The following is a 21,074-nucleotide window of genomic DNA, read 5'->3' as shown; positions in this document are numbered from 1 at the left end:
AAATTATAACTGCAATGTTTCCGTGACGCCCGTTTCTTCCAGGAAGCGGGCGTCGTGCGATACCACGACCAGCGTGCCCTGGTACGCGGCGAATATCTGTGTCAGCATCTGGATGTTGGTCAGGTCCAGGTTGTTGGTCGGTTCGTCCAGGATGATCATGTCGGGCGACTGGCTCCGGAGCGTCATACAGCACAGCGCCAGCCTGAGTGTTTCCCCGCCGCTTAGCGCGCTGCAGGGTTTGTCCCAGTCATCGGGGCCAAAGAGAAACCGTACCAGCATGGTATTGAGTTTACCTTCGTCCACTTTGATGTCATTGTTGGCGGCGGCTTGCTGCCGTACGGTTTTACTGCGGTCTATACTGCTGTAGTCCTGGTCCAGCACCAGGCTGCTGAACGGTGCTACGTATAGGCGTCCCTGTTGGGGCGGCAGCTGGCCGGTAATGAGTTTGATGAGCGTAGATTTACCGCTGCCGTTGTTGCCTGAAATGGACAGCCGGTCGCCGCTTTTGATGATGAAATCGAGTGGTTGCGGCCATAGTGGCGCGCCATCGGCCCAGGCATAATTAAGTGCTTCCGCCTGCACCAGTATTTTGCCTTTATGGCCGGGAGGCGTGGCAAAATGCCCTTTCATGATACGTGCCACCTGGTCGTTGGCAGAAGCCGCGTCCAGCGTGGCTTGCAGGCCTGCTACTTTTTCTGCGTGCACCTCCTGGGTGCGGGCAGTGGTTTTGGCAGCCTGGTCCCTGCGGCCGTTCATCAGGATTTTGGGAATATTCCCTTCGGCGCGGCTTTTCTGCCCGCGCGCATTTTCGCGCTGCTGCCTTTCAGCAGCCTGCTGTTGTGCTGCCCGCGCCTCTTTCAGGGATTTCTCCGCATGGGCGATTTGTTGTTGCAGGGCGGCTGTTTCTTCCGCTTTTTTCTTTTCATAAAAAGCGTAGTTGCCGCCATACACCTGCAGGCGTGCATTGGACAGCTCCCAGATAGGGTTGCACAGTTCCAGCAGTTGCCGGTCGTGACTTACCACGAGCAGGGATTTGCTGCTGCGGGCCACCCATTCGTATAGCTGTGACCGTGCGGTTTTGTCAAGGTGATTGGTGGGCTCGTCCAGCAGGATGGCCGCAGGTGCGGTCAGATCGCTGCCGGCGAGGAAGGCCCTTGTTTTTTCTCCACCACTGAGCTGCGAGAAGGGCGCTGTCAGCGGAATATGGGCGATGTCCCAGCGGGCGAACAATTGTTCGCAACGTTCCATGATGTCCCAGTCGTCGCCCAGGGCGTCGAAATGGGCTTCCTGCGTATCACCGGCCAGGATGGCCTGGAGCGCGTGAATTTTGGCGTCAATGCCCAGTACCTGGGCCACGGTGCGGTCGTTGAACTGTCCGAAATGCTGCGGCACATAATACAGGGGCGCGCTCCGCACAATCGTTCCGCTTTGCGGCGCCAGCTGGCCTGCCAGTATTTTCAGCAGGGTGGATTTACCGGCGCCGTTGTCGCCGGTGATGGCGGCATGTTCGTTTTTGTCCAGTGTGAAATGCAGGTCGTCAAATAATACCCTGTTGGGCGGCAGTTGAAAATGGAGGTGTTGTGCGGTGAGTAGCATGCGTTTTGTTTGTCGTGTAAACATTAAGGTTCCGGGCGGCTGTGTGTGCTACTTGTTTCATGGGTTTAAATTTAGATGTACGAATAATCACCGGGCATGCCGTGCGATTTGTTTAAGCCAGAAAATAAAAAAATATGATGAAATGCTCGCTAGGCGCAAGGTTCCGGAGCGGAACAGAAGATTATATGTGCGTGGGTAATTCTCACATGATGGGGCAAAGATACAATTTTCCCGGATCAGGCCAAAGGAAATGACAGAAAAAACGAACAGCCCTTGTCCGGATTGTTCTGGAACCATATGCGGCCATGTTGGGCCGCGGTGTATTCGCTGCAGAGATAAAGGCCCAGCCCGATGCCTTTTTCGTTGCCGGTGCCGAAGGTGGAGCGGGCTTTCAGCGAAAAGATTTCCGGTACCCGCTTAGGGTCTATGCCGGTGCCGGTGTCACGGATGGTGATCAGGCAATGCTGGTTTTCCTGACGGGCGTCCAGCGTGATCTGTCCACCGGGCGCAGTGAATTTGATGGCGTTGCCCACGAGGTTGCGGACGATGAGCTGCAGCATATTGAGGTCGGCCATGGCCATGATATTTTTATCAATATCAGTGGTGAGGTGCAGCCGCTTGTTGGTGATAAATGTGGCGTGTATGTCCAGCACCGGCATCACGGCTTTGTGAACGTTCACCGGCGCCAGGTGCACAGTGAGTCCCTGCAACTGGCTCTTGGACCACAATAGCATGTTGTACAGCATGTCCTGCGTATTATTGACCATCATCAGCAGCTCTGCTTCCAGCTGCAACTTCTGCTCAGGTGGCAGCTGTATGTCTTTCATCAGTTCAAGATAAGATTGTATGGAGGCCATCGGGCTGCGCAGGTCGTGGGAGATGATGGAAAACAGTTTGTTCTTCTCTGTGTTCAGCACTTCCAGCACCCTTGTTTTTTCTTCTCTTTGTTGTTTTTCGCTGTTATACGCATTTTTCAGGTAGATGGTACCGAAAAATATCACCAGCACACTGGTGATATAAGTAGCAGAGAGGTCCACTATCTTCGATTCCCGGTCCGGGTACATATTAGGCACCAGTTCAGGATGGTAGTACTCGATAAGAATAACGGCCGTCACCAGCAACAGGTTGAAGGTCAGCCATAGCACGTATTGCCCGCGGGGCGCTACGATCATCACCAGAAAGAAGGTGAGCGTGAAGGTCATCAGGCTGGCCCCGGAGATGCCGGAGCTCACAAAATAAATCCAGGCAAACAACAAATTGACCAGTACAACGGAAATGGCTATACTGAGCGCGGAACGGTCTTTAAAACGCGAGAGGTAATACAGGCCTGCCAATGCCACTAACAGCAGTCCGAAAATATATCCGGTCATTTTGAGGCCGGTGAAATAATTGAACGGCATCTGTACAACGCTTACTGCCATTGCGATCAGGCACATAGAGTTGAAAATGCGATTTTCCAGGGTTACTTGTTCCGGTGGGCCAACAAGGTATAATAGTTTCTCTTGCAGTTGCTTTTTAAAGTCAATTCTCATAGATGGTGGCATGTGGCAAAGCTAAAAATAAATAGCAGGAAAGAATTGGTCTACCTCAAATCTCCAAACTGGACTAATTAAAAATAGCAGCTTAATGTGAAATTTACTTACTAAAAAGCGTACCATATTTTAAAAAAGGGTTCAGCGAATCATTTAAAGAAACCAAGAAAGGAGAATGTTAGCAAAGATTACGCAGACCTACCGGTCTTCATTTAGTGGACTGAGCAGGGAAACCTGGCTACTGAGCCTGGTGATATTGATTAACCGTACGGGTACCATGGTGGCGCCGTTTCTGAGCATCTATCTGACGAAGAACCTGCACCGCGACATTGCCGACGCGGGCCTTATTATAACCTTATTTGGGGTCGGTGCTGTACTGGGATCGCTGGCAAGCGGCTACTTTATTGATAAACTGGGTTTCCGGGCCGTTCAGATTTTTACCTCCATTGCCGGTGGCCTGTTGTTCATCACCTTTGGTTATATCACCCATTTTTCTGTCCTCTGTGTGATGACGGTCGTACTGAGCTTTGTGGCGGAAGCCTTCAGACCTGCCAATGGGGCAGCCATTGCCGCCTATTCCAAACCGGAGAACCTGACCCGTTCCTATTCGCTCAACCGCTTTGCGATGAACCTTGGCTGGGCGTTGGGCAGCTCTATCGGTGGTATCCTGGCGGCCATCAACTATCACCTGTTGTTCTGGGTAGAAGGGGGCGTATATATTTTAGTGGGACTGTTGATCACCTTTTTATTGCCGGCCTACAAAGGAGCGCCGCGCACCGCCACTGTCAGTCATGTTACCGGCGAGCTTCCCATCTGGAAAGATCCTTTCCTGTTCCGTTTTCTGATCTGGGTCACCATCTATACCGCCTCTTTCGGGCTTATTTTCCGGCTTGTGCCGATCTACTGGAAAAACGACTGGCATATGAACGAATCGTTGATAGGGCTGTTGCTGGGGGTGAACGGCGTGATCATCGCGTTGTTTGAAATGGTGCTGGTAAGACGCTGGGAGAGCCGTAAATCATCGCTGTACTATATTGTGGGCGGTGTGGTGGTAACAGCGGTTGGTTACCTGTTTTTCCTGGTGCCGCCCGTGGTGCCGGTCATATTTGCTTTTCTGGGGGTAGTGTTTTTTACTGTCGGGGAGATGATGGCGTTTCCTTTTATCAACGCGGTGATCATGGGCCGCTCCAATGACACGAACAGAGGGCGTTATGCAGCGGCATATGCGCTGACCTGGTCAGTGGCCCAGGTGATAGGACCGGGTGGCGGCGCGCTGGTAGCGGAACGTTGGGGCTTTGTTATGTTGTGGTCCATACTGATCGTTGTTTGTATCATCTGTGCGGTAGGACTATGGCGCCTGTCCCTGAAAAAGGCCGTGGCGGCTTGATCCGTAACCATTTCGTGTTAGCCGGAACGTTTAAATCCTTATATTTATAGCGGATTTAAATGAAAATATCGCTGATGGCCATTGTTGATACAGTTAATGCAGACAGGTATCCCTTTCTTGCCGGTGGTGGTGAAACCGGCGCCCTCATCAGAAACTATCCCTGGGAGCAAACTTCGATAGGCGCGGTAGACGGATGGCCTCAAAGCTTGAAAACCTGTTTAAGGATCATCCTCACTTCCAGTCAACCCATGTTTGTATGGTGGGGACCTGAACTGCTCAATTTTTATAATGATGCTTACCGTGCTATTGTCGGCGGCAAACATCCGGCCAGCCTCGGCCAGCCGGCCCGTATGGTATGGTCGGAGATCTGGGACCAGATCAAACCCCGTGTGGAACAGTGCATGCGCGACAATGAAGGCACCTACGATGAAGCCCTGCTGCTGATCATGGAGCGCAACGGCTATCCGGAAGAGACCTATTATACGTTTTCATACAGCCCGATTCCCGGCGACGATGGCGAGCCCGGAGGTATCCTGTGCGCCAACACCGACGATACAGAGCGTATCATATCTGCCCGTCAGATGCGCACGCTGAAGGACCTCGCACGGTTCAATCTGAACAATAAACAGGTACGGGACGTATATACCAACAGCCTCCTGGCTTTAAAGGAAAATGAATACGATTTCCCTTTTGCTTGTTTTTATGTGCTCGATAATGAGCCGGAGTATCTCAATCGTTATACAGCCAATGACCTGCCGGAAAATTTTTTCCCGGCAGAAACGGGCGTACACAACCACACATTGGTCTGGCCGCTGGCCGAGGTGCTGCAAAGCCATAAGCCGGTGTTGACAGACCAGCTCCGGAGTAAAACAGGGCCACTGCCGTCCGGCGCCTGGAAATTATCGCCCGACAAAGCACTGGTAATACCCGTGCTGGACAGCAATTCGGGTGCGCCTTATGGTGTATTGATCATTGGTCTGAACCCACACCGGCAACCTGATGAAAAATACCTGGCATTTTTCCGGATGGTGGCCGATCAGATCGGGAGCGCCATTGCAGCCACCAGGGCGTATGAAGAAGAACAGCAGCGGGTCAATGCCTTGCTGGAGATAGACCGGGCCAAAACTATTTTCTTCAGTAATATCAGCCATGAATTCAGAACGCCGTTGTCCCTGATGTTAGGCCCGCTGGAAGATATGCTGAACCGGGGAGACCAGTTGCCTGACGGTATGGTGGAAGAACTGCAACTGGCGCAACGCAACACAAGGCGCCTGTTGAAACTGGTGAATTCCCTGCTGGATTTTTCCAGTATCGAAGCCGGCAAAATACACGCAAATTATTGCCCTGTTGACATGGCCTCGTTTGTCCGTGACCTGGTGAGCAATTTCGAGCCGGCCATCCGTAAAGCCGGTGTCACGCTGGTGACAGACTACGACCACTTTTCACAACCAGTGTATGTGGACAGGGACATGTGGGAGAAAATAGTACTGAACCTTGTTTCCAATGCATTTAAATATACGCTGGAAGGACAGATTACCATCAGCCTCCGGGAGCATACCGATTGTATGGTGCTGACGGTGGAAGATACCGGCGTAGGTATCCCGTTTGCTGAACTGCCCAATCTTTTCCAACGTTTCCACCGCGTATATAACAAAAATGGCCGAAGCCAGGAAGGGACCGGCATTGGCCTGTCACTGGTGAATGAGCTGGTGCGGCTGCACGGAGGCCATATCACCGTCAGCAGCCAGGAAGGCACAGGGTCCATCTTCTCCGTCAGTATACCGCTGGGGTATGCCCATCTTCCGGCAGACAAGGTAAAACATGACGCAACGGGCCATGGAGGTTTTGACAGCCGGCATGCCTTTGTGGAAGAAGCTTCCCGGTGGGATGGCACCACCTCCTTTAAGCCGGCAGGTAACGAAGAAGGCAAGCCATATATCCTGCTGGCCGATGACAATGCGGATATGCGGGAGTATATTAAAAAACTGCTGGGCGACCGTTATGAAGTAGTAGCCGTAGGCGACGGAGCCGCCGCGCTGGAAGCCATTGCCCGCCGTCCTGCCGACCTGGTGATCAGCGATGTGATGATGCCGCTGATAGATGGTTTTGCACTGGTGAAACTACTGAAACAAAACCCGGCCACCATGCACCTGCCGGTACTGCTGTTGTCTGCCAGGGCCGGCGAAGAAGCGACGGTGGAAGGCCTGGACGCCGGTGCCGACGATTACCTGGCCAAACCCTTTTCTTCCCGTGAACTGATGTCGAGGGTAGATGCGAATATCAATACGGCAAAAGCCCGCAACTATGTGGCCCGCCAATTGCGCGACCTGTTCCGGCAGGCGCCCGTAGCCATTCTGCTGTTGCAGGGGCCGGACCATATCGTGGAACTGGCCAACAACCGTTATCTTGAAACAGTAGGCATGGAAGAAACTGAATTGGTGGGCAGGTCATTGCTGGACATCGTGCCAGCGCTGAACACCAACGGGTACCGTGAAATACTGGACAAAGTGCTGCATACCGCTGAACCCTATGAAGGCAAAGCACAGGAATTAACGTTTATCCGTCAGCGTAGTCGCGTCAAACAATATTTTAATTATGTGCTGCACCCCGTGCAGGATTATAACGGAGGCATTACCGGCATCATGATGGTGGCGGTAGACGTGACGGAAACAGTAGACGCCCTGCGGCGGGTGGAAAGCAGCGAACGGTACTACCGTCATCTGCTGCAAGGCTTGCCGGCAGCGATATATACCTGCGATGCGGACGGCCGCATACTATGGTACAATGAAGCCGCCGTGGTATTATGGGGCCGTGCACCTTTTGTCGGAAAAGACATGTGGTGCGGTTCCTGGAAAATTTTTGATATCGATGGCATTACGCCGGTGCCACTGGACACTTGTCCGATGGCCCGGGTATTGCAGACAGGAGAGGCTATCCGCGGGGCAGAAATCATCGTGGAAAGACCTGACGGCACCCGCAGACATGTGCAGCCCTATCCTGATCCCGTTTTCGATGAGCAGGGATGTATAACCGGCGCCGTTAATATGCTGATCGATATCACCGACCTGAGGGCCGCAGAAATACATATGGCCCGCCTGGCCGCCATCGTGGAAGGCTCCGACGACGCCATCGTCAGTAAAACGCTTGATGGCATCATTACCAGCTGGAACCCCGGCGCAGAAAAACTTTTTGGTTATACCAGCCGGGAGGCCATCGGACAATCGATCATGATCCTGATACCGGAAGACCGTGCGCAGGAAGAAACAGAAATTATTAACCGGCTCAGGAGAGGACTGGTTGTTGACCACTTCGAAACCAAACGCAAAACAAAAGATGGCCGCCTGCTGGACATCTCCCTGACGGTATCTCCCCTGAAAGACGCACAGGGACGTATTGTAGGGGCATCTAAAATAGCGCGGGATATCACCGAACAGCGAAAACTTTTCTCCGCCCTCCGGGAAAGCGAAGCGCGTTACATGCAGGTGGCGCAGGAAATGGAGGCGATCGTGGCCCAGCGTACGCTCGAACTCACAGAAGCCAACTATTATCTTGAAAAATCCAATAAGGAGCTGGAGCAGTTTGCGTTTGTGACCAGTCATGATCTGCAGGAGCCGCTGCGGAAAATTCATACGTTCGCCGGTCTGCTCAGTGATTCCACACAGGGCATGTTAAGCGATGCCGGCAAATTGTACGTGGAAAAGATGATGATCAGCGCCCGGCGTATGTCACAGCTGATACATGACCTGCTGAATTTCTCCCGTCTCAACCGCACGGATGATCCTTTTGTGCTCACCGACCTTCATGAGGTGATGACACATGTGATCAATGATTTTGAAGTGACGATAGGGCAGAAAAACGCTACAGTGACGATTGACCCGCTGCCCGTTATAACCGCGGTGCCGTTACAGATGAACCAGCTGCTGTACAACCTGCTCGGTAATGCATTAAAGTTCACCGCAGAAGACCGTGCCCCGGAAATACGCGTCAGCGCACGATTGCTGACGCCGGAGGACTTTGCCGTTTATCCTGAACTGGACAGCAGCCGCAGTTATTATGAGATCTCTGTAAAAGACAATGGTATTGGTTTTAACCAGGTGTATGAAGACAAGATCTTTCAGATTTTCCAGCGCCTGAACAACCGTGCCGCTTATGAAGGCACCGGTATCGGGCTGGCGTTGTGCAACAAGATCGCCCTTAACCACAAGGGGTGTATCCGCGCATTTGGCATTCCGGCCGAGGGCGCCGTTTTTAACGTTGTTTTGCCTGCCATGTAAATATTAACCCGGCCTCCTTCGATTGGTACTTTTTTTGATCGATGCAGCTGTCCGCCTATTTATCTCTTTTATCGTTGACCAGGTTAATTGCGAATACATGATTATAAAAGAGCTGCATGTGGTGATTGAAACACCCAAAGGGAGCAGTGAAAAATATGATTTTGATCCGGTGTCACGCTTCTTTGTTTTAAGCGAGGCATTGCCCGCCGGCATGATGTTCCCGTTTGACATGGGCTTCATCCCCGGCACCAGGGCAGAAGATGGAAACCCGCTGAACGTGATGGTATTGTCCGAATTCAAAACTTTTACCGGATGTATGATTAAATGCCGGTTAATCGGCGCCATTAAGGCCGTTGTATATGAGCCTGACGGGGCACAGGTACGGATGGACCGGTATATTGCCGTGCCGTTTTTGTCAAGGGTCTACAAGGAAGTGGACGTGGTGCCGGATAAACTGGTGCGGGAATTGGAGAGCTTTTTTGTGGCCTACCACGGACTGGAAGGCAGGCTGTTTAAACCGGCCGGCTATCTGGACGCGGCCCCGGCCTATGAGCAAATAAAATTCGTTTGATATGGATATCGCTGTTGTCTTATGGGGCGACGGAGAGAAACTGGACCTTTTGCAGATGTCTGTCCGTGCCGTCTGTATGTTTTTCATCGCCTTCCTCCTGATCCGGCTGGGAGGCATGCGGATCTTTGGCAAACGTTCTCCGTTTGATACGATCATTATCATTATGATGGGCGCTATTCTCGCCAGGGGAGTCATTGGGGCATCACCTTTCTGGTCCACGGTGGCGGCATCCACCACCATGGTCATCATCAATCGTATCATGGCATGGTCATGCGCCGCCAATGACGCCGTTAACGATGTAATAAAAGGAAAACGCCTGCTGCTGTATGAGAATGGCCAGATGCACTGGGACAATATGAAAGTAGCAGCGTTAAGTAAATCGGACCTGATGGAAAGTCTCAGACTGGAGACGAAACAAGACTCACTGGAAAAGATAGAGAAGGCGTATATGGAAACGAACGGAAGAATCAGTTTCCTGCTGAAGAAGTTTACTTAAAACACTTGTGCCATTTTTCTTCCAGCACATCTTTTAAAATACGACAGAGGGCATCAAAAGAATCCGGCTTGGTGACGAACAGGCGGGCGCCCAGCGCCATGGATTCCTGTACGTCTTCTACCATATCGGAAGTACTAAGGACCACTACTTTGGTAATGCTTCGGTGAATGAGTTTCCCCAGTTCCCGCAAACACTCCTTGCCGTTCATCATCGGCATGTTCATGTCCAGGAATATATAATCCGGATCAACGATTTTTCTTGTAAAGAGCATGTCAATGGCCTGGATACCGCTTTCGCAGTAGTGGGTCTCCACATCGGGCGAGACTTTTTTGATGGCTTCACTGAAGAAAATCCTGTCATCAGCGTCATCATCGATGACCAGGAGGGTGTGTGGCTTCATGTTATATGGTTAAATCAGGTTTACAAATGAAAAATTCCAATCTAAATTTCTCAGTTTGATATTTTCATAGGGTTATAAATATCGGTCATTAAATAGATAAAATCAAATAATAATATACGTAATATATTGTTGTGACAGCTAAAGCCGATTGGAGTTTTATTTGCATGGATAATCAGGAATCCTGTAAATAGTTACCTTATGAAGGTCACTCACCGTTTGTTGTTGTGGTCGTTGTTATGGACGGCCTGTCACGCGTCAAAGCTTAATCCGGGTTCTTATGGCGGCTCAGCGACTACCAAAGGTTATCGGGCCGATTCACTCCCGGCGCCCTATGCCACGCCTTCTGCGATGAACTACAGCAGGGTGATCGGGTGGACCAACGGCCAAACACCCGTGGCCCCGGCCGGTTTCACGGTAACCCGTTTCGCTGACGGCCTCGACCATCCCCGATGGCTATACGTAGCAGACAATGGTGATGTGTTCGTAGCGGAGTCCAACAAAATACTCAAAGGGATCAAAAAAGCAGGCGCTAAAATCTCCCGTAAAATTAAAACACAGCATTACGGTGAAAGCGCCAATCGCATCACCCTGTTGCGTGACACGAATAAAGACGGTTACGCAGAACAACATTACCTGCTCAGGAAAGACCTCAATCAGCCTTTTGGCATGTTGGTGTCCGGGGACCATTTTTACGTGGGAAATACGGACGCTTTAATGCGTTTTTCTTATCACACCGGCGATACCATTATCCGTGACACCGGCGTAAAGCTGTTGTCCCTGCCGGCAGGTGAGCACAACCAGCACTGGACACGGTCGTTGTTACAGGACCCGTCCGGAAGGAAATTATATATCGGCGTGGGGGCGGGCACCAATGTCGCGGAAAAGGGGCTGGACAATGAGGTCGGCAGGGCCTGCATACTGGAAGTGAATATGGACGGCAGCGGGGAACATGTATATGCATCGGGACTGCGCAACCCTGTGGGGATGGACTGGGCGCCGGGCACACACCAGCTGTGGGCGGCCGTCAACGAGCGCGACGAGCTGGGCGATGAACTGGTACCGGATTACCTTACGGCCGTGCAGCCTGGCGGATTTTACGGCTGGCCTTTTTATTACTACGGGTCGCACCCGGAACCGCGCATGGAAAAGGAAATGGCGATGGCGCCCAGGCAGCCGGTGATAACGCCGGATGTGCCGCTGGGCTCTCATACCGCCTCGCTGGGTCTGCTGTTTTACCGGGGCAAATCATTTCCGTCAAAATACCATCATGGCGCGTTTATTACGCAGCATGGTTCCTGGAACCGCTCTGTTATCTCCGGTTATAAAGTAGTCTTTGTTCCTTTCCAAAACGGCCGTCCTGCGGGGCCCCCGGAAGATTTTCTGACCGGTTTTGTGGCAAATCAGACCCAAAGTGAGGTACACGGCCGCCCGGTAGGGATTGCCATGCTGCCCGATGGCGATTTACTGATTACGGATGATGTCAGCAATGTGATCTGGCGGATACACCACCATTGATATTTAGGGTTTTTTGATTTGCGATTTTTTGAATTTGCGAATAAAAGCGAAGACCAAAGCAAGTAATTACTTGCTTTGGTCTTCGCTTTTTTTATCATCCGGAAAATCAAAAAATCCTTAAATGGACTTATTGTTCTTTCACAATCCTTTTAACCGCTATATTATTGTCCTGTACCAGTTTGATAATATACACACCACCGGGTTGACGGCCGCCATGGAAAACGGCCTGGTGGGTGCCGGCGGACTGCTGCCCGTTGACCAGTACCGCTACCGGCTGACCGGCGAGGTTGTATACAATCAGGCTGGCGATGCCGGCTTTATCGAGCGTATAGGTAACATGCAGGTCTTCCCGGAAAGGAACAGGGTAGGCGTCCACGTTAAGTTTGCCGGCTTTTGACGGCGCATCGTTCACGGGGTTGAAGATAGCCGCAGAAGTGGCTGCCAGTGCGGCCTGCGTTTTAACTTTCACTTCGGTGTAACTGTTCCATGCGTTGACATCATTGCCATGTCCTGTAATTCGTACATACTTGGCCGTTACTGCGGTGAAATTAAAGGATTCGAAGGCAGTGGAGGTGCCGCTGCTGACTTTGTTGGCCGCTACGGTGGTCCAGCTGGTGCCGTTGCTGCTGACGAGGATATCGAATTTCGCTTTTCGGCTGTCGCCTTTATAGAAGGCGATGTCTACGCCGGTAACGGTTTGTGCGGTGCCGAGGCAGAATTGTATATATTGTTCACCACTGGCAGACCAGCGGGTGTTAAAATCATTGTCTAGTACATTGGCGGCCACGTTGCCATCGTCGCCGCTGGCTTCTACCGGGTTGCAACCGGGCGTGGCGGCCACGGTGATGTTAACGGTGGAAGAGGTGGTGCTGTTGTTGCCGTTATCGGTGGCTTTGGCGGTAAGGGCATAGCTACCGGCGGCCACATTGTTCCAGGTGTAAGAGTAGGGGCTGGTGGTGTCTTCGCCCAGTTTGGTGCTGCCGTTGAAGAACTCCACTTTTTTCACGGTGCCGTCGCTGTCGGCAGCATCAGCGTTGATGGTTACACTGGCCGGCGCCGTATAGGCGGTATTGTTAGCCGGTGCGGTGATGCTCACGGTAGGCGGTTGGTTAACAGGGCCGGAGTTGCCGGGTATCCACCAGTTGCCGGAGATGAAGAGCTGGCAAAGCAGTCCGTAAGAGTCACTGTAATAGCCGCTTTTGGCGGATTTTAACCAGTTCCAGCCGGCGTTGAGGAAAGCCTGGTTGTTGCTGCTCACCACGGAAGCGGCCACAAAAGGCCCGATGAATACGGCTTCCTGGCCGGAACCACGGTTGCTGCCGTTCAGTTTATAACCGTCTACGATAGCAGTGGGATTGTTGTTGGTTTTTGTTTTCACCCAGTTCACCATTTTGTTGGTGATGGTCAGTGCGTTGCTGTTGCCGTACATGGCGTAGTCCATCACAATGCGGAGGGGTACGCGGCAGGCGTTGTAGTTGTATTCGTTGGTTTCCGGGTACTCGTCCAGGAAATTCTGAGGGGCCGGTTCCGGTGGATTTTTTACCACGAAGTCAGAGATAAGGCCGGTGGTGGAGGAATAAGTGGCGGAGAATTGGGAGTATACGCTATAGAGGTTGTTGATCACGGAAGTCCAGGTGGCGTCGCCTGTTTCCTGGTAGAAGGCCCGCATGTGGTCCATCATCCAGTCAGACGGACGGGTGTCGTACGTGGATTTGGAATCGGAATCGCTGAGACTGAGGCGTTTGTTGGTCGTCACATAACTTACTTTCAGTCCGTTGTTGATCATGTCTTTGGCTTCTGCGAGGTAGTTAATGGCGCCGTTGGAGCCCCACTGGTAGTGTGCCAGGATCAGTGCGTAGGCAATATCGATGTCGCCATCGGTGGCGGAGCCGAAATGTCCCTGCGCGCTGGCGGCATCGGCCACCACCCAGCCCATCAGCTTAGGGTTTTCCGAGCTGTGAAATGCCCGTGCGGTCTTGAACAGGCCATTAAAAATCGTTTGTGCGTTGGGGTCATGGCCGGCCATCAGGGCCACGATCACCATGCCATAGCCTTGTCCTTCTGAGGAGCCCAGTGCTTTGTAGCCGTCCGGGTTACCGGTGATTTCGCCTTTTACATAGTAGCCACCCGGCAATGAAGTAAGATTGTTCTTCAGATAGGTGGCTTTCCAGTAATCGTAATAGCTGGCCACGCTGGCGTTCATGGCAGCCTGGGTAACGTTGTTGGGCTTGATACAGTTAGGATAGCTGATGGCTTGCGGGAAAGGCTTGTTTTGTGCCTGCGCGCAAAAACCGGCTACGTTCAACAGACCGGCCAACAAAAACAATAAATGTTTGGTCATAAGGGTTTGTTTTAGGGGTGAGTGATTAAAGAAAAGATTTTGGTATGCTACATAGTTTGTTTCCGTTAAAAGTGTCCGGGCACAGTGGTTTCCGTCCGGCTACAGGTTTCCATTACATCATCTCCGTTTCGGTACAGTGGGGCATCGCCTGGTTGCAGGCGTTGTCTCCGTTTTCATTATTGTATATTTTTCAGGTGATTACAGGCGATATCTCAGTACTGTGTTTCCGTCTTGTCATAGTTTCCGCGCTGGTACAGTGTTTTATATCGTTGTAGGTGGCTGTATTACCTGATATTTTTGTTTGAGTTTCGTTGTTGCTACAAGAGGGTCTTCGTCGGGTTTTGCCGGGCTGCTGCTGTGTTCTCCTTTTTGTGCTTACAGTGCTGCTATAATGCAATCGTTTTCATAAATGGTTATCTTTTTCCGTATAATAGTCCCGCCTATAGTCAGTTTACTTCAATCAATCGATTGCACTATAATGTTAAGATAAATGATTTTTTTTGAATTTGTCAAGTGAGAGACTGAAATAATAAGCCCTCCGGATGGATGGGATTGATAATGACAGGGTTAGGGAGAAAAAAAATTACGTGGCCTGCCGGCATAAAACAGGGCTGACCAAAAATAGTCAGCCCGTATCCTCAAGACAATTGTAAACAGGGCATCAGGGCGTATAGGTTACGCTGCTGCCATAAAGGATGTTGGACACACCGGAGAAATACACATGTTTATCGGTACTGGTGAGATTGTACCACAGGTACACGCCATAACCATTGTTTTTGGTTTGTGTGGCCAGCGAATTAGCTGTACTTTGACTGGTAGCCTGAATATCTACCGCAGCAGGACCGAGGTTGGACTTGGGCAGTCCGGCCACATTAGGCACGGAATACGAGCCATAGATGGCGTTCCAGCTGTAGTTAACAAAATCACCTGCCTTTTTCCCGCCCCAGGAAAGACGGGAAGCTGCCGGGCCATAGTAATAAAACGAGATGATCTTGGTCGGCATCAGTTTCCGCAGCTCATCGAGGAGCATTACAAAAGAACTGTCATTGGGTTGCGGCAGGCCATTGTTGCCATAGTCGGCATATTCATCGTCGAAATCAATACCATCCAGGCCGTAGTAGTTGGCGGTATCGGCCAACTGCTGGGCGAATGCTTTGGCAGCTGCACGGCTGGTGAAGTTACAGAAGCCGGCGCCCTGATGGTTTCCAAGGATAGATAATAATACTTTCATGCCTTTGTTTTGCAGCGGAACGATCTGTGTGGCTTTGTTGACCAGTACATTGGTCACGTTCGGGTTGTTGTACAGTACGGCCTTGCCGGTGGTGGTGTTGTAATTGATGTTCGCTGCAAAAATGATGGCAATGTCAAACAGTTGCTGTCCGCCGGTGGTAAGGGTATACTTACCGGTATTGAGCAGGCTGTTGCTGTTGACTTCTACATAGCAGACAGATTTACCACCTGCTTTAGTGACGGTTTCCACCGTGGGTCCAGTTTTGGTTTGCTGATTGTCGGGTACGGCCCCGTCTTTTTTACAGGATGCCATGAACAGAAGGGTTGAACAGGAGGTCAGCATCAGCATGGATGACCATACGCGGAATTGTTTTTTCATACGTAAATTTTAACGGTGATTGATATGATGATAACTGATGCTCCTGATGAGCAGTGAGCTGCGCGGATCATTTACGGGGATGGCGCGGAACAAGCCGGGCGCTAAGCAGAAAATGCTTTTTTGTATGACTGCGCTTTGCTCATCAGGAGCATCAAATTTTTAGAGTGTACGATGATGATTACATCATGACCAAACTACACTGTTATCCTGCGATATCATTACCACGTCGCTATCACGTCATCGTTTGTCCCACCAGAGCGGGGTGCCGCCGTTATCTTCCGGCTTGCTGAGTAAACCGATGGCTTTGGTGACAGCTGCATTGTTGGTGTTATATTCATTCTGCGGGAAGGGGAGTCTTCTCACCTGCAGGGTGGAGCTGATGGTGCCACCGCTGTTGTTGTTGGCTACCGGGAACAGTTTGGGATACCCTGTACGGCGGAACTCTGTCCACGCTTCCTGGCCTTCAGGGAACATGGCCAGCCATTTCTGGGTGCTGATACGTTCCTGCTTTTCTGCCGGGGTAGCGGTTTCCACCCACTTCACGGTAATGTGCGTAGGCGTGTCGATGTTGTTCAGCGCATTTTTCGGGTCTATGTATTTGTCCGGTGTGTTCACGCTGTTGTTGATGTAATTGGCATCGGCTGCATGCCACTGATCGAGGGAGGTGTTGATGCCCTGTTCATACAGCGTTTGCACGGTACCGCCGGCATTGGCGAAATTGTTCAGCGCTGCCTCTGCCCGGAGGAAATACACTTCCGCAGCGGTCATCAGCTGTACCGGGGTATTGAGGGTAAACGCATCGTCGCCCGTATAGTTGATGGCTGAGTAGCCCACATAATCACTCTTGGCGTTAGCGCTGGTGACGCTGCCCAGGCGGATACCGATGTATTGTGTAGGGATAGCGGCGTCGGTAGACTTCGACATGTACTTGCTGAGGCGCGGGTCTTTGTAGCCAGTCAGGTAACATTGTAAAGACGCGTTGATCTGGATATCGTTCCAGTTCTTGGCAATAAATATCAGCGGGTTCGTATAGCCGGCACCGGGAATCCTTACTGTCATGTTACCGTCGTTGCTGGTGATAACGCCGCCTTTGGCAGGGTCCAGGGCTTTCTCTGCTTCAGCTTTGGCGAGCGCCGGGTCAGCCTTGATAACATGCATGGCTAAACGTAAGCGAAGCGAATTGCTGAACTGCAGCCATTTGGTAAAGTTGGCATTGTATACCAGGTCAAAGTCACCGAATTTAAAGGGCAGCGTTTTACCGCTGGCAATAAAATCGCGGAGCGTGGTATTGGCAGTGTCCAGCTCTTTGAAGAAGCGGGCGTATACGTCCTGCTGGCTGTCATACTCAATGCTGGTTTTACTGGTGCCGGCCTTGCTGTAGGGAATAGGGCCATACACGTCAGTTACGCGGCTCATGGCGGTCACCTGCACGATCTGTGCCACGGCCCATACAGCCGGGAAATCTTTCGGGATATTAGACTGGCGCAGTTTGGCCAGTTGCCCCATCACGCTCAGGTATCCGGCTTTAAAGGTTTCACCGTTCCAGCCGGTCATCATAAAATAACTCAGGTTGTTCCTGCCGCCATTGAAAGGCGTGGCAGAGGCCATGTAGCCGGAGAAGCAGTCGGCGTTCAGGTTTTGTTGTAACTGGAAAGAGTTGGGATCGCCACCGCCGGAGAAGTTGTAGATAGCCATGGTGGCAGTCTTCAGGTAACTGAGGTTATAGAAGTCTGCTTCCAGCATACCGTTAGGAATGCCGGTGTTGTCCGTATTGTACAGTTCAAAGTTTTTGGTGCAGGCGCTCATCGCCAGCAGCAGTCCTGCTGCGATGGCCGGGAGGCGGTATTTGCCGGAAAATATATTGATACGTTTCATGTTTTCAGTTTTACGGTGGAAGCATAGATTAGAAAGTGGCGTTCAGCGTCAGGCCGTAGTTGCGGGTGGCCGGTGGCATGAAGATGTCTACACCGGACAGGCCGTTGGCGGTAGACATGGTCATTTCCGGATCGTATGGTGCTTTTTTGTAGAAGTAGATCAGGTTACGGCCGGTGAGGGAGAAACGCAGCGCTTTCATCCAGCTGTTTTTTACGGGAACGGTGTAGCCGAGCGACAGCTCACGCAGGCGTACCACGGTGGCGCTGTACATGTATTCGCCGGACACGGCTTCGCGGCCGCCGATGGTGCTGTACCATTTCTGGGGATCTACGCTGGTAACGGCTTTCTGGTCAGGGCCAACGCCATTCACCGCTACGCCTCCTGCATCGCGTGCATCGCCGGTGGCTTTGGACACGCCGTACTGGTCCATCACTGACTGTGTCACAGACATGACCTGGCCGCCGAATTTACCATCTATCAGGAAAGACAGGGTGAAATCGCCGTAAGAGAGATTGTTGTTCCAGCCCAGCTGCCATTTCGGATTGGCATTGCCCAGGTATACAAAATCGCCGCCTTGTTTGATCGGCGAACCTTTATCATCGATTTTGATACGTCCTTGTTCATCGCGTTGTAACACGGTGCCATAAATATCGCCGAAGGAACCACCTACTTTGAACTTGGACACGAAGTTGGCGCCGGAAGCGCCGCTCAGCACAAACTCCGGATTGGTTTCTGCCAGTTCCACAATGCGGTTGTCATTGACAGAGTAGTTGATACCGGTATTCCACTGGAATTTACCACCACGGAACACATCATAGCGGAATACTGCCTCGATGCCTTTGTTCTGGATATTGCCGGCATTGAAGTAAAAGGTCTGGTTGCCTGAAGCCCATGGCGCCTCGATGCTTAATGTCTGGTTATGGCTGTTGGTTTTGTAATAGGTAACATCTGCAGTCAGCCTGTTATCGAAGAACCGCCATTCCATACCAAATTCCAGCGATTTGGTTTTCTCCGGTCTCAGGTCTGTGAAAGGTGTTTGTACATTGGCGGAAGCACTACCCACGCCAAAGATGTTATCAGCAGGATGGCTTTTGTAGGGGTCGGGTGAGCTGCCTACTTCTGCATAAGAACCCCTTACTTTCAGGAAGCTGATCGCTTTAGGCATCTCCATCATCTGGCTCAGGATCAGGTTGAGGCCAACGGAAGGATAGAAGTAGTTGTTGCTGGGGGTATAAGACAGATTGGAGGCCCAGTCGTTACGGGCGGTGAAATCCAGGTAGGCCATTTCTTTAAAGGAGAGGTTTGCGCTACCGAAGAGAGACTGATATTGTCCGTGGTTTTCCGGCAGTGTTCCGGAATTGAGCGGATTCAGTGTGTTGAAGTTTTGTATGACGAATACATTGGCGATTTTCAGGCCGTCTTGGGCGGAGTTAAATTTCACGCCGGAAGTTTTCAGGTCCCGTAGCGCACCCCCTACCAAACCGGTAAGGCGGAAGTCTTTATTGATCGGAACATTAAAATTCAGTAACAGGTCTCCATATTGCTGGGTAGTAGTGGCGTTATTGTAGTTGTACACGCCATTGGCGGGAGACAACACTTTGTAAGTGCCGGCGTACATTTTCTGTTCATATACGTCGTTGATACGATCAATGCTACCGCGGGCCTGCACGCTGAGCCAGGAATTGATTTCATATTTCACATTGGCATTGAGCAGCAGGCGGTTCCTGTTCAGTGAGTTGGGGTTGCGGTTGGTGATCCACCAGGGGTTCTGCTGGATATCTTCCAGGTAGGTCCAATTCTGTACAGGGAGGAAGTTGCGGGAGGGGTCGGGTATCGCAAACTGGTCTTTGAAAGGCCGGATGTCCTGACCGCGGGGAAAGAGATATAAACCGGTCAGCGGATTTAAGTAAAAGCCTGAGAGTGGTGTGTTGTCAATCTTTTGAGTGACATAATTCACGTCCGCTTCAACAGTGAGTTTATTGTTCAGGAAGTGACCTGTTTCTTTGAAGTTGATGTTATTGCGGCCCAGTTTATTGCCGGGCTCAATACCGGTGGCGGCTGTATTGGCAAAAGAGAAATAAGTCTGAAGTTGTTCCGTGCCGGCAGACAGGCTGATGGAATTGGTGTAGGTCTGACCTGTTTGGAAGAAGGATGACATATTGTTGGCTGCGGGACTGTTGAGTTTGGCGCCCCAGCTTTGCGGAGAGGCGGCATTAGCAGGTCCATAGTTGTTCTGGAATTCCGGTTTGTAGGCCGCCTGTGCGAGGTTTACGCCGGAAGAGAAATTGATCTGCACCTTACCGGATTTACCGCTTTTGGTGGTGATCATGATTACGCCGTTGGCGCCCTGGCTACCGTAAAGTGCAGCTGCTGAAGCGCCTTTCAGCACGGAGATGCTTTCGATGTCTTCCGGGTTCATATTAGAGATCGGGTCGCCGCCATCGTAGGCATTGCTGCCGCCATAAACGCTGGTAGGCTGATTGGTGAGGCTGTTGTTCATGGGCACCCCGTCAATCACATACAGTGCCTGATTGCTGCCGATACCGGATTTGCTGCCGCGCAGCACCACTTTAGCGGAACCACCTACGCCGGAGGCGCTTGGGGAGATGGAAAGACCGGCCACTTTACCGTTGAGGGTATTGATGAGGTTAGGGTCTTTGGCTTTGGTGAGCTCTCCGCCGCTTATCTGCTGCATGGCATAGGTAATGGCTTTCTCGGAGCGTTTGATGCCGAGGGCCGTTACCATGACGCCGGTCAGCTGGGTATTGGAGGCGCTGAGCACTACTGACAGGCTGGTGTTGCTGCCTACGGTGATTTCTTTTGTTTCATAGCCGATGGAACTGAATACCAGCACATCTTTCGGTCCTGCCTGGATGGAGAACCCGCCCTGTTCATTGGTGATGGCGCCGCGGGTGGTGCCTTTCACCTGTATGCTGATGTTGAACAGCGGTTTACCGTCAGCGCCGGTAACAGTGCCTTTGATGGGCGCTGTCTGCAACACTGTTTCAGGTGCGGGTTTGGGGCTGATGACGATGATCTTGTTTACTATCGCGTATTCCAGCGGTTTGCCTTTCAGGCATTTGTCGAGCACGTCTGTGAGCGGGGCGTTGCTGACGTTCATATTGACAGGGCCGGAGCCTTGCAGTAGCTTTTCATCATAGACAAACTCGTAGCCGGTTTGTTTGCTGATGTTATTGAACACGTCGTACAGGGCAAGTCTTTTACCTTTCAGGGTGACCGTTTGGGAAAACGATTTAGCACTGAGGTGAAGGGTGACAGCCAATAGAAGGGTGGCAGTTAATTTCATAACCAACAGAAATTTTCGGAGCAAAGGCCGGGCTGACCGGCAGGCTTTGCCAGTAGTTAGTTGTTGCATACTTTTGTGTTCGTGGCTTTTAAATAATCAGTTTCTAATTGTCTCGTGAAATTGGTAGCCATTTTTGCCGGGCCCTGACTGCAATCGGGGTCCGGTTTTTTT

13 protein-coding genes are annotated in these 21,074 nt (G+C 51.5%); 6 read left to right on the top strand and 7 right to left on the bottom strand.

All coding sequences use genetic code 11. The features are described 5' to 3' along the window. Positions 1–3: 3 nt before the first annotated feature. On the bottom strand, positions 4–1,596 hold the full coding sequence (locus HGH92_RS00535; RefSeq protein WP_168868826.1) for an ABC-F family ATP-binding cassette domain-containing protein: 1,593 nt from the start codon (positions 1,594–1,596) through the stop codon (positions 4–6). Between the two features lie 236 nt (positions 1,597–1,832). Beyond that, positions 1,833–3,032 carry a sensor histidine kinase gene (locus HGH92_RS00530; RefSeq protein ID WP_168868825.1) on the bottom strand — a complete coding sequence of 400 codons (1,200 nt, stop codon included), beginning with the start codon at positions 3,030–3,032 and terminating at the stop codon, positions 1,833–1,835. A 271-nt stretch (positions 3,033–3,303) separates the two neighbouring features. Here HGH92_RS00530 and HGH92_RS00525 point away from each other — a divergent pair, with 271 nt between their 5' ends. The 4 genes from HGH92_RS00525 to HGH92_RS00510 all read left to right on the top strand — a co-directional run bounded on the left by HGH92_RS00525 (position 3,304) and on the right by HGH92_RS00510 (position 9,856). Further along, positions 3,304–4,515: an MFS transporter gene (locus tag HGH92_RS00525; RefSeq protein ID WP_168868824.1), complete on the top strand. Its 1,212-nt coding sequence runs from the start codon at positions 3,304–3,306 to the stop codon at positions 4,513–4,515. A gap of 59 nt (positions 4,516–4,574) precedes the next feature. Then, on the top strand, positions 4,575–8,789 hold the full coding sequence (locus HGH92_RS00520) for a PAS domain S-box protein (protein ID WP_168868823.1): 4,215 nt from the start codon (positions 4,575–4,577) through the stop codon (positions 8,787–8,789). Between the two features lie 97 nt (positions 8,790–8,886). Next, on the top strand, positions 8,887–9,360 hold the full coding sequence (locus HGH92_RS00515) for an inorganic diphosphatase (RefSeq protein ID WP_168868822.1): 474 nt from the start codon (positions 8,887–8,889) through the stop codon (positions 9,358–9,360). 1 nt (position 9,361) lies between these two features. Continuing rightward, positions 9,362–9,856, top strand: a complete 495-nt coding sequence (locus HGH92_RS00510) for a DUF421 domain-containing protein (protein ID WP_168868821.1) — start codon at positions 9,362–9,364, stop codon at positions 9,854–9,856. Here HGH92_RS00510 and HGH92_RS00505 read toward each other — a convergent pair. Next, positions 9,849–10,256, bottom strand: coding sequence for a response regulator (locus HGH92_RS00505; protein WP_168868820.1), 408 nt, complete (start codon positions 10,254–10,256; stop codon positions 9,849–9,851). The genes HGH92_RS00510 and HGH92_RS00505 overlap by 8 nt on opposite strands. A 198-nt stretch (positions 10,257–10,454) precedes the next feature. Between HGH92_RS00505 and HGH92_RS00500 the strand changes: the two genes are divergently transcribed. Further along, positions 10,455–11,771 carry a PQQ-dependent sugar dehydrogenase gene (locus tag HGH92_RS00500; protein WP_168868819.1) on the top strand — a complete coding sequence of 439 codons (1,317 nt, stop codon included), beginning with the start codon at positions 10,455–10,457 and terminating at the stop codon, positions 11,769–11,771. 127 nt (positions 11,772–11,898) lie between these two features. Here HGH92_RS00500 and HGH92_RS00495 read toward each other — a convergent pair whose 3' ends face one another. Beyond that, the gene (locus HGH92_RS00495; protein ID WP_168868818.1) at positions 11,899–14,112 is read right to left on the bottom strand and encodes a glycosyl hydrolase family 8; all 2,214 of its coding nucleotides are present in this window, start codon (positions 14,110–14,112) and stop codon (positions 11,899–11,901) included. Positions 14,113–14,156: 44 nt separating this feature from the next. On the opposite strand from HGH92_RS00495, the gene HGH92_RS00490 reads away from it, so the two are divergent. Further along, positions 14,157–14,387: a hypothetical protein gene (locus HGH92_RS00490; RefSeq protein WP_168868817.1), complete on the top strand. Its 231-nt coding sequence runs from the start codon at positions 14,157–14,159 to the stop codon at positions 14,385–14,387. Between the two features lie 386 nt (positions 14,388–14,773). On the opposite strand, the gene HGH92_RS00485 is transcribed toward HGH92_RS00490, so the two are convergent. The 3 genes from HGH92_RS00485 to HGH92_RS00475 form a co-directional block, all read right to left on the bottom strand. Continuing rightward, positions 14,774–15,721 (bottom strand): endo-beta-N-acetylglucosaminidase H, encoded by a 948-nt coding sequence (locus HGH92_RS00485; protein ID WP_211092500.1) that lies wholly within the window; start codon positions 15,719–15,721, stop codon positions 14,774–14,776. A gap of 237 nt (positions 15,722–15,958) precedes the next feature. Continuing rightward, positions 15,959–17,596, bottom strand: coding sequence for a SusD/RagB family nutrient-binding outer membrane lipoprotein (locus HGH92_RS00480; protein WP_168868816.1), 1,638 nt, complete (start codon positions 17,594–17,596; stop codon positions 15,959–15,961). A 28-nt stretch (positions 17,597–17,624) separates the two neighbouring features. Further along, positions 17,625–20,903: a SusC/RagA family TonB-linked outer membrane protein gene (locus HGH92_RS00475; RefSeq protein ID WP_168868815.1), complete on the bottom strand. Its 3,279-nt coding sequence runs from the start codon at positions 20,901–20,903 to the stop codon at positions 17,625–17,627. Positions 20,904–21,074 lie beyond the last annotated feature (171 nt).

Source organism: Chitinophaga varians (genome assembly GCF_012641275.1).
GTDB lineage: Bacteria > Bacteroidota > Bacteroidia > Chitinophagales > Chitinophagaceae > Chitinophaga > Chitinophaga varians_A.
Note: the sequence above shows the minus strand (reverse complement) of the source record. Positions and strands in the feature narration are given on the sequence as shown.

Coding starts and splice junctions, on each gene's coding strand:
- HGH92_RS00490 (WP_168868817.1), top strand. CDS start 14,157: ATGCTACATAGTTTGTTTCCGTTAAAAGTGTCCGGGCACAGTGGTTTC.
- HGH92_RS00500 (WP_168868819.1), top strand. CDS start 10,455: ATGAAGGTCACTCACCGTTTGTTGTTGTGGTCGTTGTTATGGACGGCC.
- HGH92_RS00495 (WP_168868818.1), bottom strand. CDS start 14,112: ATGACCAAACATTTATTGTTTTTGTTGGCCGGTCTGTTGAACGTAGCC.
- HGH92_RS00510 (WP_168868821.1), top strand. CDS start 9,362: ATGGATATCGCTGTTGTCTTATGGGGCGACGGAGAGAAACTGGACCTT.
- HGH92_RS00525 (WP_168868824.1), top strand. CDS start 3,304: ATGTTAGCAAAGATTACGCAGACCTACCGGTCTTCATTTAGTGGACTG.
- HGH92_RS00530 (WP_168868825.1), bottom strand. CDS start 3,032: ATGTGCCTGATCGCAATGGCAGTAAGCGTTGTACAGATGCCGTTCAAT.
- HGH92_RS00480 (WP_168868816.1), bottom strand. CDS start 17,596: ATGAAACGTATCAATATATTTTCCGGCAAATACCGCCTCCCGGCCATC.
- HGH92_RS00515 (WP_168868822.1), top strand. CDS start 8,887: ATGATTATAAAAGAGCTGCATGTGGTGATTGAAACACCCAAAGGGAGC.
- HGH92_RS00535 (WP_168868826.1), bottom strand. CDS start 1,596: ATGCTACTCACCGCACAACACCTCCATTTTCAACTGCCGCCCAACAGG.
- HGH92_RS00485 (WP_211092500.1), bottom strand. CDS start 15,721: ATGAAAAAACAATTCCGCGTATGGTCATCCATGCTGATGCTGACCTCC.
- HGH92_RS00475 (WP_168868815.1), bottom strand. CDS start 20,903: ATGAAATTAACTGCCACCCTTCTATTGGCTGTCACCCTTCACCTCAGT.
- HGH92_RS00520 (WP_168868823.1), top strand. CDS start 4,575: ATGAAAATATCGCTGATGGCCATTGTTGATACAGTTAATGCAGACAGG.
- HGH92_RS00505 (WP_168868820.1), bottom strand. CDS start 10,256: ATGAAGCCACACACCCTCCTGGTCATCGATGATGACGCTGATGACAGG.